Consider the following 14,058-nt stretch of genomic DNA (forward strand, 5'->3'; position numbering starts at 1 on the left):
AGTGGTTATATCTTTGTATTTGATCATCTGAGCATTTATACTTTTTAAATACTCAAATAATGAAACACATTATCTATGTCTATAAAAAATAGCTATTGGTTTAAGCTATTCTTTATAGGATGGTTTTTTGGCATTAATATCCACAACGACAAAGGTGCTTTTAGCTCTCCTGCCACCTCTTTTGCCTCTTCGCCATAACCCATAAATATATCGGCTCTAACGCTCCCCTTGATTGCTCCACCCGTATCTTGTGCCATTGCCAAATGGTTAAAACTTCTCTCTTTTGTGCTTGCGCTCAAATATAACATGCTCCCAAGAGGGATATATTTTCTATCCACCGCAATTGAGCGTTTTGGTGTCAGAACCACTCCAAGTGAGCCGCTTGCAGGTTTCTCTTTTTGTCTAAAAAAAATCATCGACTTGTTGTAGTTTAACACTTCATCTATTCTTGAGGGGTTTTTATCCAGCCATGCCTTTATGCTCTGAAGCGATATTTCGCTCAAAGGTATCTCGCCGATGTTAACAAGATACTTTCCTATTGAGTTGTACTTATATCCGTTTTGATTGTCATAGCCAATAAAAAGCGTACTGCCATCTTCAAGCGTTACTCTTCCAGAGCCTTGAACCTCTAAAAAGAAAAGATCAATTTTTGAATCCGTATAGCAGATAATCTCTGCATCGAGCTGATTTACAGCAGTACCCCCTCTGTCACAATAGGGCACAAGTCTGTTTCCGACTATTTTTCCTCTTAGTCTGTAGCTTTTAAGTTCAGGATACTGCTCACCCAAATCAACTACAATAAGATCTTTTGGTGTTTTATATATAGGATGGATGTATGGCTCTTTTTTTGTAAGAGAGCCTTTTAACTCTGGCTCGTAGTAGCCTGTTAAAAGAGCATCATCAGCTCCGTTTGGCTGGCTGATTTTATACGGGGCAAAATTTTTTATCAGAAACTCTTTTGCGTCTTTGGCATCTAAAGCTCTCTCGCACAAACTTCCATATATCTCTCTTGTTTTTGCCGTTTTGCAACTACGCGCAAATGACTCCAAAGCAGTTGCATAATCCTCTTGATGCCAGTTTGGAAGTTTGTCAAAATAACTCTTTTGCAACTGTGTATCGGGCATATTTGAAAAAGTAACATGCGGCTCTTTAGAGCAGCCTAAAAAGAGTAAAATTATGGTTAAAAGTAGTATGCCGTGTTTCATGAGGGAGATTATACTTTAGGAGACCTCTAAAAATCCTTAGTTATTTTTAGAGGTGCATTAAATTTAAAACGATATAATTGCAAAAATTTTAGATGTTAGGATATTAAAATAGTATGCAAGATTTAAGCTATTACGAAATACTAGAAGTCTCACGAGACGCAAATCAAACAACAATTAAACAAGCATATAGAAAAATGGCAAAAACTTACCATCCGGATAAAAATCCTGGTGATAGCGAAGCTGAACAAAAATTTAAGCTATGTAACGAAGCGTATCAATGTCTCAGCGATGAAAAGCAGAGAAGCATTTACGACCGCTACGGCAAAGAGGGACTTCAAGGCATGGGTGGCAGAGGCGGCTCTTCTGGCGGCTTTGATGATTTGGGCTCTATTTTTGAAGAGATGTTTAACGGTTTTGGAGGAGGCTCACGCCGCCGCCAAAATCCTGCAGATATGGAGAAATATCCGCTTGATATGAACGTCGACATGTCCATTAGTTTTAACGAAGCTATTTTCGGATGCGAAAAAGAGGTAGAGTTTAAGTACAAAAACTCTTGCAAAAGCTGCAAGGGCACGGGTGCAAAAGACGCTAAACTCTCCACATGTAATCAATGCAGAGGTCAGGGTCAAGTGTTTATGAAACAGGGCTTTATGACTTTCTCTCAAACTTGTCCGGTGTGTAATGGCAGCGGCTCAGCTCCTGCTGCGGCTTGCGGCAGCTGTGATGGCAAAGGGTACCACGAAGAGAGAGGCAACGTAACTATCAAAGTTCCTAAAGGAATAGACAGCGGAAACCGCCTTAGAGTATCAGGAAAAGGAAATATAGGAAAGCGCGGAACAAGAGGCGATTTATATGTCACTTTTAGTGTTCAGTCGGATAAACATTTTCAGCGTGATGGCAATGATGTCTATATCGCAATTCCTGTATTTTTCACACAAGCCGTTGCAGGAGATACACTCACCATCCCTTCATTAACAGGAGAGCTTGAGTTAAAACTAGATATCGGCACAAAAGACAAGCAACACTTTGTGTTTAAGGGCGAAGGCATAGACGATGTTCACGGACACGGCAAAGGAAACCTAATAGCTCAGGTAAATATTACCTATCCTAAAAAACTGAGCGATGAGCAGCGTGAGCTTCTCTCTAAACTTCAGGAATCTTTTGGAATAGAGTCAAAACCGCATGAGAGCGTTTTGGACTCAGCGATAGAGAAGATGAAAAACTGGTTTAAATAGAGAGCTGTGTTAAAACTAAAACTCAGAATGGAGATACCAAATGAACAAAGATAACCTTAAAAAGAAACTATCAACTCTGGCACTATCTATGTTTAGAAAAGATTTTTTCGGCATTTTCCACGGCTCTATATCTGCAAAAACAGAATCAAACCGCTTTATCATTAACACACAAGAGGCTATTTTCGATGCGCTTGATAGCAACACACTTATAGAACTTTACTACAAAAAAGATTATAGATGGAATCAGGCAAGCATTGATTCTGACATACATCACAGCATCTACTCTCAAATATCAGATGCAAAATTTATCTGTTTTAGCATGCCTCCGTTTACGACAGCCTATTCACTTGACCACAACATTATTACTCCAAAAGATTATTTCGGATATACGGAACTTGGCTCAATAGAGATAGTTGACCCTAAAAATTTTGATGACTGGTATGAGAGAGCAATCAGTGAAATTGCCTACTATTTTCAAAGCAGGAAGACGGATATCATGGTTATTAGAGGTTATGGAGTCTACACTTTTAACAGAGACCTCCATGAGATGGCAAAAAAAATTGCCATTTTAGAAAAAAGTTGCAGACTGCTTCTGCTTGAGAACACTAAAAACGACTTCTTATTTGATTAAGGCAGCAGTTTTATAGCCTCATAAGCAGTCTCCATCATCTTGTCGCACTCATCTTTTGTAATGATATATGGCGGCATAAAGTAGATTACATGTCCAAGAGGACGCAATAACACTCCGTTATCAAGACCATACCGATAAACCCTAAGCCCTACTCTCTCTTCTGGCTCATAACCCTTTAGCTCCACTGCGCAAATCATGCCCGTCTGTCTAACTGAGGCAACATTTTTAAGCTCTTTAAATTTAGAGAGTTTACTGCCCATATAGTTGGCCGTTTCTCTGTTTTTTTCCATCACGTTGTCTCGCTCGAACAAATCAAGAGTAGCATTTGCTGCGGCGCATGCAAGAGCATTTCCCGTATAGCTGTGAGAGTGCAAAAATGCCTTATGTTCACCGTAGTCGCAATAAAATCTTAAATAAATATCGTTTGTTGTTAGCACAACAGAGAGCGGGAGATAGCCACCTGTCAACCCTTTTGAGAGAACAAGAAAATCGGGTGTTATGTTAGCGCTATGACATGCGAACATCTCTCCTGTTCTTCCAAAACCGACCATAACTTCATCGGCTATCAGATGAATGTCATATCTGTTGCAAATTTCACGCACTAAAACCAAAAACTCTTTATGGTACATATGCATAGAACCTGCGCCTTGAACAAGCGGTTCCAGTATAATGGCGCTTATCTCATTCGACCTCTCCGTGCAGAGCTTCTCAAACTCTGCCGCCGCCTCTCTTGCCGCTTCCATACTCATATCTTTTGGCACAGGCGTTTGTATGCTCTTAATCAAAAGAGGTTTGTAGGTATCTTTATATAATTTTACGTCTCCAACACTAAGAGCGCCTATCGTCTCGCCGTGATACGAGTTTGTAAGTGAAACAAAAATTTTCTTATCTTTGCCACTGTTTTTATGTGCATGATAGCTCATCTTAAGGGCTACTTCAACGGCGCTTGAACCGTTGTCGGCATAGAAACATCTGCTTAGTCCATCAGGAGAGAGCTTTAGTAGCCTCTCAGAGAGTCTAACAACCTGCTCATGCGTAAATCCTGCCAAAATAACATGCTCTAAAGTGTCCAACTGCTCTTTGATTTTTTCATTTATATAGCTGTTTGTGTGCCCAAAAAGGTTTACCCACCAGCTGCTGATGGCATCTATGTATAAGTTGCCATCAAAATCTTCTAAGTAGGCTCCATGTGCTTTTTTTATAGGGATAAGAGGTAGCGTTTCATGGTCTTTCATCTGAGTACATGGATGCCACAAAACATCCAAGTCTCTACTCTTCAACTCTATATTATTCATATAGGTGCATTTGCCCTGTACTCATCCGTATAGTTTAAGTTTGTACATGTAAGAAGACCGTAAAGTTCCATCTCTGCACCGCTTACGTCAAATAATTCATCTCCATCTTTTCCTAAAAATATAAACTTTTCAAATTGGTGATTTTCTTTATCGATATATTTTGAGAAAACAACATACATCGCCCCTTTAAGCTCCGGAATTTTAGAACATGCTTCAATGTATTTTTCACACTCTTTATTAACTCTTTTTATCTCTAAAACATCCGATTGAATCGTATTAAGTAGCACATCAGGTAACTTCGGCAGCTCTTCTTTAATATTTGAATATTTTAAAATATCCTTCATGAAAATCCTTCTTGCTATATGTTGGTTGATTTTACAACTTTTTCATTTATACTTATCTTAGTTTTATAACTAAAAATGTTTTTCGCAGCTTTAGCGTGTAACATCTAAAGTATAACTTCTCTTTATCAAGGTTTAATACGAATTTACATAAAATTACAAAAATATCATACACAAGGCTACTAACTCAATGATTACATGGATGCAAAAACATAAAAAATATCTAATAATTACCATATGGATTTCTACTATCGCTTTCGTCGGAGCAGGTTTTGTTGGATGGGGTCAATATGATTACGGAGAAAAAGCAGGCTCCGTAGCAAAAGTAGGCAGTGTTGATATAAGCATGGGTGAACTTCAAAAAAGCTACTCAAATCTTTATGCTCAATATTCTCAAATGTTTCAAGGGGAATTTGATGAAGAGAAGGCTAACAGTTTTGGTTTAAAATCTCAAGCACTTCAATATTTAATACAACAGGCACTTGTATTGAACCTAGCAAAATCATACGATTTAGAGGTAGATGATACTGAAGTTTTGGCAGAGATAACTGCACAATCACCTTTTCATGTAGATGGCATCTTCAACAAAGAGAGATATAAAGAGGTTCTTACAAAAAACAATATAAAAATCAAAGAGTATGAAGAGGATGTCAAAAAAGAGCTTTTAATTAGAAAAACTCTCAGCCTTCTGCCAGCCGATGTAAAAGAGAACGAGTTAAAGATTTTAGATACAGCTATTAGCATCGCCGATAAAATAAACTATAAAGTTTTAGATGCAAACGCAATAAGTGTAGAGACTCCAGACGAGTTTTTAAAACCTTTTTGGGAGAGCAGAAAAGGTGATTTTATGAGCCAAATCAGCTACGATATAAAGTTTATAAAACAGCCTAGAGTATCCAAAGATTATGATAATGCAACACTTAACGAGTACTATACCGATAACAAAACAAGTTTCAAAGATGAAGAGGGGAAAATCCTCCCTTTTGATGCCGTAAAAGAGAGAATAAAAGCGGAACTTGATGCAAAAGAGAGCAAAAAAGAGGCTCTAAAAACATACGTTGCGTATAAAAAAGGCGAGGCGGATGGCGTAGAGATACAAGCATCTACTATATCTCCCGCAAACAACCCTTTTGGCATAGACGCTTTTGAAATAATCTCAAAACTAACACTACTTTCTCCTTTTTCAAAGCCGGTAATGGTAGGCGAAGACTACTACACTTTTGAGCTTGTAAAGGTAAACCAGCCACAGCCGAAAAGCTATGAAGAGGCAAAAAGAGATGTAATCTATTTATACACTGACGAGCAGAAAAGAACAAAACTGCTAGATTTGGCAAACAAGTCGTTTGCTACATTTAAAGGAACAACTACCGATTTTATTACAGGAAATGACTCTAACAAACTAACAGACTTAAGCAAAGACGAAGCCGACGAATTTTTAGCCGAGTTGTTTACATCACAACAAAAAAAAGGGTTTGTTACGTTGGAGAGCGGAAATATAGTTATGTACAATGTTTTGGAACAAAAACTGCTTAATAACACTAACACTAATCAGAGCAATCCGATTGTTAGATTGAAGAGTGCTATGTTTAACGAAGGGTTGATTAAAAACCTGCAAAACAAGTACAAAACAGAGATTTTTATCCAAGGACTATAAGTTGAGCAGAACTGTTTTAGCCGTAGATATAGGTTCAACAAAAATATGTGCAATTATCGCTGAGATAGCTAACGACAACTCTATATCTATAACAGGTGCAGGAACTTCCAAGGCGCAAGGTCTTAAAAAAGGGAGTATAACAAATATAGAACTTGCTTCAAGATCTATAAAAAGCGCTATAAATGACGCAAAAAGAGTCTCCGGAAGTGAAGTTAAAACTGCTATAGTATCTATATCCGGTGCATATACAAAAAGCTTGAACTCAAGCGGAATAGTAAATATCCAAAACAAAGAGGTAAGTTTTAAAGAGATAGAGAGAGTTATGCAGACATCTCTTTATAATGCAAACATACCCAATGAGTACGAGGTATTACATGCGCTTCCGTTTAACTTTAAAGTTGACGATCAGGACTATATTGAAGACCCGCTTGGTATGAATGCTTCAAGACTTGAAGTCGACACACATATCATTACAACGCAAAAATCAAACCTAAACAACCTAAAAAAAGCTGTTCGTGGCGCAGGTGTAGAAGTTGAAAACATTGTACTAACAGGTTATGCATCATCAATCGCTACGTTAAATGACGATGAAAAAGAGCTTGGCGTAGCACTTATTGATATTGGCGGAAACACAAGCAATATCATAATCCACTCAGGAAACTCCATCAGATATAACGACTTTTTAGGAGTAGGTTCAAACCATGTGACAAGCGATTTGTCTATGGCGCTTCACACTCCTCTAAATATCGCAGACAGCGTAAAAATAAACTACGGTTCACTTCTTTCTCCAAGCAATGACCTGATAGAGCTTCCTATTATCGGGGATGAAAACTCTACCCATGAAGTCTCTCTTGAAGTCGTACACAATGTCGTCTATGCAAGAGTTGAAGAGACGTTGATGATTTTGGCCCAGTTTATAGAGAACAGCGGACTAAAAGACAAAATAGGAGCCGGAGTTGTACTAACCGGCGGATTTTCTCAAATGGATGGGATAAGAGAGTTGGCGGTTGCGACTTTTGGCTCTGTTCCAGTTCGCCTTGCAAAACCCAAAGAGATGAACGGCCTCTTTGACAACCTCCGCTCGCCTGAATATTCAAGTGCAATAGGTCTTATACTATATTCAGCATCTGCGTATACTCTCTATGAGATAGATGTAAACAAAAGAGTAAGGCATTCAAATGAGATGCTGACAGAGCATACAAGTATAAACCTTACTGAAGAACACGATATTCCAACTCCTCAACTTCGCACAGAGAAAAAAGATGGGATGGCGACTATCAGCCTAAAAAAAGAGAAAAAGAGTGACGAAGCCGGAGCATTTAGCAAATTTTGGAACTGGGCAACCCAGTTATTTTAAGGAGAGAGAGTATGGAACCATTTTTAATAGAAGAAGCATCTAAGATTAGCGGAGCAAGAATTGTGGCAGTCGGTGTTGGCGGCGGCGGCGGCAACATGATAGGTCATATGATTAAAAACGGTGTCGCAGGCATTGAGATGATTATGATAAACACTGACGCTCAGGCTCTAAAAGATACTGTTAATGCGACTACAATTCAAATAGGCGTTAAGTTGACAAAAGGTCTTGGCGCTGGTATGAAGCCTGAAATAGGCAAAGAGTCTGCTCTTGAAAACTATGAAGAGATTAAAGCAGCCCTGCAGGGTGCCGACATAGTATTTATCTCAGCAGGTCTTGGAGGCGGAACAGGTACTGGCGCGGCTCCTGTTGTTGCTAAAATTGCAAAAGAGGTTGATGCGCTTACAATCTCTATAGTTACAAAGCCGTTTGGATTTGAAGCACCAAAAAGATTAAAACTTGCAACAGCTGGACTTGAAGAACTCAAAAAAGAGAGTGACTCCATTGTTGTTATTCCAAACGACAAGCTTCTCTCTATAATTGATAGAAAACTTGGTATCAAAGACAGCTTTAAAATTGTTGACAGCGTTTTAGCACAAGCTGTCAGCGGAACTGCAGGCGTTATTTTATCTAACGGTGACAATGACATTAACCTTGACTTTGCAGACTTAAGAACAGTTATGAGCCATAAAGGCATGGCGCTTATGGGCGTAGGCGAGCATGAGGGTGAAAATGCAGCTTATGAAGCTATAAAAGCGGCTATAGAATCTCCTCTTCTCGACAATGTATCTATAAACGGAGCGATGGGTGTTCTTGTACACTTTAGCATGCATCCAAACTTCCCTATGATAGAGATATCAGACGCTATGGGTGTTGTTCAAGAGAGCGCGCATGAAGATGCAGATGTAATTTTTGGCACTTCGACAGATGAGTCTCTTCCTGAAAATTATATTAAAATAACTATAATAGCGACGGGGTTTGAAAAAGATGCAAACTCTCGCTCAAACAACGAGAGTTTTGTCAGCGAAGTTCCATCTCCTGCTAAAATTTTACGTCCAAGACTCGTTGTAGGCGGAGATTTAGATAGCTCCCACCTTGATATTCCATCTTATATGAGAATCCAGCAAGACTAAAATTCTTCTCTTTTAATATAGATATCATCAAGCTTGAGTGGGATGATATCTATTAACACTCCATTAACAAAAAATTAACATCTAATTCATACAAACCAAACTCATAGACTCCATTCTAATGGACACATTTTATATTATTGACTTAAAAATATTGGGCAAGCGCATCTCTGTCTATATACTTTTTTTTGATATTTATTATTTCACCGTCTTTGAAGAATTTTAAAATTCTAGATAGTGTCTCAGGAGAAACGCCGAGAATTTCCGCGATTTCTATATTTTTAGTCTCAAAGAAATCGTCCGTATGGTTGTAGATATATTTTGCAACCCTCTCTTTTGAGTCTAAAACAAGATTTGTTGATATTAGATTTTCAAGATTTTTAATCTTTTTCACCAAAGATGTATGAATGTTAAAGGCTAGATTCGGATTTGAGAAAATAACATCTTTTAGTTTTTCAAAATCAATCTTTAAAACCTCTACATCACTGTAGGCTTTAGCAGTTGCCGGATATGGCATACCCTCAAAATTTGCGACTTCTCCGATAAGTTCGTTATCGTGGAAATATTTTAAAACCACCTCTTTATGACTAGATGACGTCTTGTAGAGCTTTATAATGCCTTTAACCAAGAGATAGAGATATTTTGGTGCATCACCCTCATAAAATACTATACTCTCTTTTGATATTTTATGCTCAGTTGTAAAATGTTCTATCTTTTTTATCGTATCTTCATCAACATTTTGAAAAAGAACTATATTTTTTAAGTGTATTCTCATGGCTGTTTTTAATACCTCGTCATTAAGTTAAATTTTACCGACTATGCTCTCTAGAGCCAAACACCGTTTTTCATATAGTATATTACCACAAACAGTGTCACTAATATAGCATAGAATGAATTTATCAGAAGTGAAATCTTGTAGTTTATATCAGACCCATTTACAAAGCCTACAACAAAACCATAAAATGTCCCCGTAAAAAGCATACCATATATCAGATAGCCCACATAGTAGTAATCCGCCTGCAAGAAGCAAAAAGGGCAGTGGTGTGATGGAAGCTCATATATATATGTTCCAAAAAAGAGTATAAGAGCGACTATCGCAACAACAACAAAAGAGATGTTTGAAAGAGCAAAAAGATATCTGTTTTTTAGATAATAGAACAATGCAATCAAGAGATAATTTCCGTAAAAAAGAGCCAAAAGCGAAGTTGTTGTTATGGAAAAAATAGCAGAAATGGCAGAGTTTGCAGAGCTTGAGTAGATACTCCCGCAGCAGCTTACCATCTTGTCTATCTCTATATTTGCAAACATAAAGCCCTCTAAAACGACCTCGGTTATAAAGAGAAAAAAAGTGACGATAAATAGCCCAAACTTCAGCTTTGTGTAGGGCTGATTTTTATCTTTCATATCTTCTGCGTGAAGTTTTAGCCAAGAGGCAAAAAGATAGAGATTTATGATTTTTAAAATTATGAGATATGTTCCGTACTCAGTTGCATCAACAACGCCTGCCACACACATTGCACCTGTTAGAACATTTGAAATCTTATCAAGCGTAAATATAAAAAACAAAAAGAGCGGAATTTTTACCACAAAGATATATTTTATAATAGTTGCCGCCAAAACACTCTGTTTCTCAAGCTGATACTGGGCGTTTGAGGTGGAGTTTATATCCCACTTTAGGTAAATTTTAACGCTTAATACAAAAGCGATAATTGCAAAAATAGTAAATATTATATTTAAGATTAATATGGCTAAAACTTCTGGAGTCAAAATCATCTAAAGCAAAACTCCATGATTTATCTCCAACACTCTGTCAACGATATCAAGGTCAAAAAAGAGAGGGTCATGCGTTGCTACTATTATGGTTTTGCCATCACGCTTCAACTCTCTTAACATCTCTATAAAATGCAAAGAGAGCTTCTCATCAAGGTTGGCGGTAGGCTCATCGGCAAGAATGATTTTAGGGTTGTTTATATTTGCCCTTGCTATGGCAACTCTCTGCTGCTCTCCGCCTGAGAGATTTTTTACAAGCCCGTAAGCTCTGTGCACTATATGAAACTTCTCTAAAACGCTCTCAAGTTTAGCCTCTACCTCTTTTACATGCAGATTTAGTGGCACTAACGGCAAAATGATATTTTCGCTCACACTTAGTGATGGAATAAGGTTATATTTTTGAAATATAATGCCTATGTTGTCACGTCTGTAAGCCGATGCAAAACTATCAACAAGTTTTGATACCCTCAGCCCATCTACGACAACCTCTCCGCTCGTTGGCTTTGCAAGAGAGGCAATGAGTGAGAGGATAGTGCTCTTTCCGCTTCCGCTTGCTCCCCTTAAAACAATAACTTCTCCATCTTTAACGGTTAGATTTATATTTTTGAGTGCAGTTACGCTGTTCTCTTTGCTCTCCTCATATATCTTTGTAATATTTTTTAGCTCAATCATCTCATAACCTCATCAGCATCCAAGGTAGCGCCTCTGTAAGATGGAATTATTGTAGCTGCTATGTAGATAGGCACGCTTAAAAAAAAGATGAGAAAGAGTGTTTGAATATCAAAGACAAAAGGGAGTGCAAACGATGTTTTTAACTGAGAATAGCCGGTAAATATATTTTGAAGAAGCGGGGCTTTTAAAATATAAACAAAAAATAGAGCCAAAACAACTCCTGACATGTAAGAGAAAAACGAGATTATAAAACTCTCATAAAATTTCTCTTTTAAAACATCACCCACACTCCAGCCGATAGCTTTAAGAATTCCGATTTCCCTTCTCTCTTCGCTGCTTAGCCCGCTTAATTTGTCATATATAATTATAAAAAAAGTAAAAAGCGAGACGACAAAGAGTGCTAAGAAAATCCCGCTCTTATAGTCAAATATATTTTGATAGCTGATTTTTATATCATCTTTTGTAATCACCCTCACATCTGGGTATAAAAGCTTGATTTTTGAAGCAACAGTGGCTATCTCATCCTCGTTTGCAACTTTTACGACTATATCGGTAGCCATATTTTTTGACATGTTAAAAATCTCTCTCGCATCATCTTTGCTCATAACAATAACATCGTTTGACTCAAGCTCACTCTGGGTATCGAAAACTCCGCCGATATCGACTCTCTTTAGAGTTCCGTCATGTTTTATAAAGTTAAAGTACTCTTTGTAGTAATTTTTATCCATAACACTTTCGACACCCTCGCCAAGCATCATTGTCGGCTTTGAGAAATCAAGCTCTTTTGCAGCGGATGCAAAGCTCTTTTTGTACTGCTCTTCAAACTCATCTATGCCGACAAGAGTAAAGTTTACGCCTGCATTTTCAAAGTAGTAGTATCCCCAAACTCTCTCAGTTGCACTGCTGACACCTGTTATCTCTAAAATCTCATCAACTGAACTTGTCTCTATATCATAGTGGCGGCCGCCTCCGAGCTTTTGAACTATAATCTCAGGCAGTGCGTCAACCGTACTTTGTAGCTCATGCTTTATGGAGTTAGAGATAAAAAAAACAGATGTCAGCAAAAATATAAGAGTGCTTAAAACAAGAACAACAAAAAGTGTCTTAAATTTTTGTCTAAATAGGGAGTTTACGGCATGTTCAAAAAGATACATGTTAATTTTAGCGCGCATCAAAACTCTTTTTATTTATGATGCCTGAGTGCGAATAGACGTAGGTAGAGGGAAAATACTCTCTTAGGCTTCCGTCATCCTTATATATGGAAAAAAGGTCACTCACGCTTCTGTGTCTAACATAAGTTGCTTCGGTAGAGATTGCCAAATCGCTAAGCCCGACAAGCGAAACAAAACCCCTTTTTGATTCTAACATGTCAGAATCCATGCTCTTTGCCATCTGCAGATATACAACCTCCAGACAAAAAGCTCCTACAAGAGCCAAAAATGTAAAAAAAAGAGGCCTGCTTCTTCTACTCATCTAGCTTATAAACCTCTTTTTCTTCTATATCTTCAAACTTTACTATCTTACGAGCCTTATGGTCCATATAAAAAGTTTTCGCCTCGCTCTCATTTATAAAAGGGATAAGCTCATCTCCCATCGGTCCATAAACATCACTTCCTATGACATAGTAAGCATTTCTTGCATCTATTGCCTTTTGCGAGTAGTAGTCGGTTACAAGCATCTTAGATATCCCCTCTTTATGCTCAAAATAGTACTTCATCATATCTTTTACGCCATCAAACGAAAAGTGAGTATCCTGATAAAATATCTGCGCCGCCCATTTTGGATACTTATATACAAACATTCCGCAGATGGGGCACTTTTCATCTTTGCTTATAGTGATAACATCGCCTATCTTTTTTAAATCACCAAATCTCTTAACTTCCCAAAGATATAAGGAGAGAGACTGAAGCTCACCCTCTTTTAGCTCGCCGCAAAAGTTCTTCTCTTTTATGGCAGCTTTTAGCTCATTGATTTGCAGATACGCATTTATATCTATCTCTTTTTTGCATCTTTTGTCAAATATCTTCTCACCCATCGGATAGACTTGCTTTGTTTTTTTTGCTTGAACAGACTCAATGTCAGAGCCAAGAGACTCCTGCGCCATCACAAGAGCGGTTTTAAAGTCGACAATCTCTCCGCCGTTTTCAATGCTAAAATCCTCTGCCGACTCTTTTGAAGCAAACGCAAGCTTGCTTATTTTTGACATTGTTCCTTTTATATCGGAGCCGACAACGTAAAGGGCGCTCTTTGCAGGTATGAGTTTTTGAGTAGCGGCGTCAACGACTTTCACATCCTCTCTCTTTATATCATACTCCTGCATATCAACCGCCAAGCATCTTATAGAGCAGTATTGTCTCTCATGAGCGTTATTGATTTTTGAGGTGTGAGAAGTTTTATAGTAGACCTCTATGCTCATGCCGCATACTGGACACCACTCTTTTTGCAGACCCTTTTGAACCAGCTGAGGTTTGATTGTTGCCGATTTTGTAAAACTGTTTGCGCCCAAATTTAAGGTTCCAAACAAAAGAGAAAAAGAAATAATAATTTTTATAAACATAAGAGCCCTTGGATAATAATTTTTATTATTTTATCCTAAAGTGTTTGCATGAATGATTAATCGCTGAATTTGATGTTTTACTCTGTTTGCACAAAATAGTTTGACCTAGGTACCCATCCTAGTCAAACTAATGTCAACCCACTTTCTATTACCCTCTTTAATACACTTTTTACACTAACCCCCAAAAAGTTGTATTAGCCAAAATCATAGTACA

The 14,058-nt window shown here is 37.9% G+C and carries 14 protein-coding genes; 5 read left to right on the top strand and 9 right to left on the bottom strand.

Annotated features, from left to right (window positions below; all coding sequences use genetic code 11):
• Window positions 1-92: 92 nt before the first annotated feature.
• The gene (locus K0A91_RS06645; RefSeq protein WP_295009229.1) at window positions 93-1,205 is read right to left on the bottom strand and encodes a murein transglycosylase A; all 1,113 of its coding nucleotides are present in this window, start codon (window positions 1,203-1,205) and stop codon (window positions 93-95) included.
• A gap of 113 nt (window positions 1,206-1,318) precedes the next feature.
• On the opposite strand from K0A91_RS06645, the gene dnaJ reads away from it, so the two are divergent.
• Window positions 1,319-2,440 (top strand): molecular chaperone DnaJ, encoded by a 1,122-nt coding sequence (gene dnaJ / locus K0A91_RS06650; protein ID WP_295009231.1) that lies wholly within the window; start codon window positions 1,319-1,321, stop codon window positions 2,438-2,440.
• Between the two features lie 40 nt (window positions 2,441-2,480).
• Window positions 2,481-3,071: a class II aldolase and adducin N-terminal domain-containing protein gene (locus K0A91_RS06655; protein WP_295009233.1), complete on the top strand. Its 591-nt coding sequence runs from the start codon at window positions 2,481-2,483 to the stop codon at window positions 3,069-3,071.
• Here the strand turns inward: K0A91_RS06655 and K0A91_RS06660 are convergent.
• Both K0A91_RS06660 and K0A91_RS06665 read right to left on the bottom strand, forming a co-directional pair.
• Window positions 3,068-4,366 carry an adenosylmethionine--8-amino-7-oxononanoate transaminase gene (locus K0A91_RS06660; protein ID WP_295009235.1) on the bottom strand — a complete coding sequence of 433 codons (1,299 nt, stop codon included), beginning with the start codon at window positions 4,364-4,366 and terminating at the stop codon, window positions 3,068-3,070. The genes K0A91_RS06655 and K0A91_RS06660 overlap by 4 nt on opposite strands.
• The gene (locus K0A91_RS06665; protein ID WP_295009237.1) at window positions 4,363-4,710 is read right to left on the bottom strand and encodes a hypothetical protein; all 348 of its coding nucleotides are present in this window, start codon (window positions 4,708-4,710) and stop codon (window positions 4,363-4,365) included. Before K0A91_RS06665 ends, K0A91_RS06660 begins: the two co-directional genes overlap by 4 nt.
• 187 nt (window positions 4,711-4,897) lie before the next feature.
• Between K0A91_RS06665 and K0A91_RS06670 the strand changes: the two genes are divergently transcribed.
• From K0A91_RS06670 to ftsZ, 3 genes are read left to right on the top strand one after another with little or no spacing between them, the layout of a single operon-like run.
• Entirely contained in the window at window positions 4,898-6,361 is a 1,464-nt protein-coding gene (locus K0A91_RS06670) for a peptidylprolyl isomerase (RefSeq protein ID WP_295009239.1), read from the top strand.
• Window position 6,362: 1 nt separating this feature from the next.
• On the top strand, window positions 6,363-7,718 hold the full coding sequence (gene ftsA / locus K0A91_RS06675; RefSeq protein WP_295009241.1) for a cell division protein FtsA: 1,356 nt from the start codon (window positions 6,363-6,365) through the stop codon (window positions 7,716-7,718).
• 11 nt (window positions 7,719-7,729) lie between these two features.
• Entirely contained in the window at window positions 7,730-8,848 is a 1,119-nt protein-coding gene (ftsZ, locus tag K0A91_RS06680; RefSeq protein ID WP_295009243.1) for a cell division protein FtsZ, read from the top strand.
• Window positions 8,849-8,990: 142 nt separating this feature from the next.
• On the opposite strand, the gene K0A91_RS06685 is transcribed toward ftsZ, so the two are convergent.
• From K0A91_RS06685 to K0A91_RS06710, 6 genes are read right to left on the bottom strand one after another with little or no spacing between them, the layout of a single operon-like run.
• A complete protein-coding gene (locus K0A91_RS06685; RefSeq protein ID WP_295009245.1) occupies window positions 8,991-9,620 on the bottom strand; it encodes a Crp/Fnr family transcriptional regulator in 630 nt (209 codons plus the stop codon).
• Between the two features lie 50 nt (window positions 9,621-9,670).
• Complete coding sequence (locus K0A91_RS06690; RefSeq protein ID WP_295009247.1) at window positions 9,671-10,618, bottom strand: hypothetical protein; 948 nt, start codon at window positions 10,616-10,618, stop codon at window positions 9,671-9,673.
• On the bottom strand, window positions 10,619-11,287 hold the full coding sequence (locus tag K0A91_RS06695; protein ID WP_295009249.1) for an ABC transporter ATP-binding protein: 669 nt from the start codon (window positions 11,285-11,287) through the stop codon (window positions 10,619-10,621). It lies immediately after the preceding gene.
• Window positions 11,284-12,459 carry an FtsX-like permease family protein gene (locus K0A91_RS06700; RefSeq protein ID WP_295009251.1) on the bottom strand — a complete coding sequence of 392 codons (1,176 nt, stop codon included), beginning with the start codon at window positions 12,457-12,459 and terminating at the stop codon, window positions 11,284-11,286. The genes K0A91_RS06695 and K0A91_RS06700 overlap by 4 nt, the downstream gene beginning before the upstream one ends.
• Window positions 12,449-12,760: a hypothetical protein gene (locus K0A91_RS06705; protein WP_295009253.1), complete on the bottom strand. Its 312-nt coding sequence runs from the start codon at window positions 12,758-12,760 to the stop codon at window positions 12,449-12,451. Before K0A91_RS06705 ends, K0A91_RS06700 begins: the two co-directional genes overlap by 11 nt.
• A complete protein-coding gene (locus K0A91_RS06710) occupies window positions 12,753-13,844 on the bottom strand; it encodes a nitrous oxide reductase accessory protein NosL (RefSeq protein ID WP_295009255.1) in 1,092 nt (363 codons plus the stop codon). The genes K0A91_RS06705 and K0A91_RS06710 overlap by 8 nt, the downstream gene beginning before the upstream one ends.
• Window positions 13,845-14,058: the final 214 nt, after the last annotated feature.

This window comes from Sulfurimonas sp. (assembly GCF_019429335.1).
Classification (GTDB): Bacteria; Campylobacterota; Campylobacteria; order Campylobacterales; family Sulfurimonadaceae; genus Sulfurimonas.

Excerpts from the sequence above, each read along its gene's own strand:
- K0A91_RS06670 (WP_295009239.1), top strand. The coding sequence starts at position 4,898 with ATGATTACATGGATGCAAAAACATAAAAAATATCTAATAATTACCATA.
- K0A91_RS06645 (WP_295009229.1), bottom strand. The coding sequence starts at position 1,205 with ATGAAACACGGCATACTACTTTTAACCATAATTTTACTCTTTTTAGGC.
- K0A91_RS06660 (WP_295009235.1), bottom strand. The coding sequence starts at position 4,366 with ATGAATAATATAGAGTTGAAGAGTAGAGACTTGGATGTTTTGTGGCAT.
- ftsZ (WP_295009243.1), top strand. The coding sequence starts at position 7,730 with ATGGAACCATTTTTAATAGAAGAAGCATCTAAGATTAGCGGAGCAAGA.
- K0A91_RS06710 (WP_295009255.1), bottom strand. The coding sequence starts at position 13,844 with ATGTTTATAAAAATTATTATTTCTTTTTCTCTTTTGTTTGGAACCTTA.
- K0A91_RS06700 (WP_295009251.1), bottom strand. The coding sequence starts at position 12,459 with ATGCGCGCTAAAATTAACATGTATCTTTTTGAACATGCCGTAAACTCC.
- K0A91_RS06690 (WP_295009247.1), bottom strand. The coding sequence starts at position 10,618 with ATGATTTTGACTCCAGAAGTTTTAGCCATATTAATCTTAAATATAATA.
- K0A91_RS06695 (WP_295009249.1), bottom strand. The coding sequence starts at position 11,287 with ATGATTGAGCTAAAAAATATTACAAAGATATATGAGGAGAGCAAAGAG.
- K0A91_RS06685 (WP_295009245.1), bottom strand. The coding sequence starts at position 9,620 with ATGAGAATACACTTAAAAAATATAGTTCTTTTTCAAAATGTTGATGAA.
- dnaJ (WP_295009231.1), top strand. The coding sequence starts at position 1,319 with ATGCAAGATTTAAGCTATTACGAAATACTAGAAGTCTCACGAGACGCA.
- K0A91_RS06665 (WP_295009237.1), bottom strand. The coding sequence starts at position 4,710 with ATGAAGGATATTTTAAAATATTCAAATATTAAAGAAGAGCTGCCGAAG.
- K0A91_RS06655 (WP_295009233.1), top strand. The coding sequence starts at position 2,481 with ATGAACAAAGATAACCTTAAAAAGAAACTATCAACTCTGGCACTATCT.
- K0A91_RS06705 (WP_295009253.1), bottom strand. The coding sequence starts at position 12,760 with ATGAGTAGAAGAAGCAGGCCTCTTTTTTTTACATTTTTGGCTCTTGTA.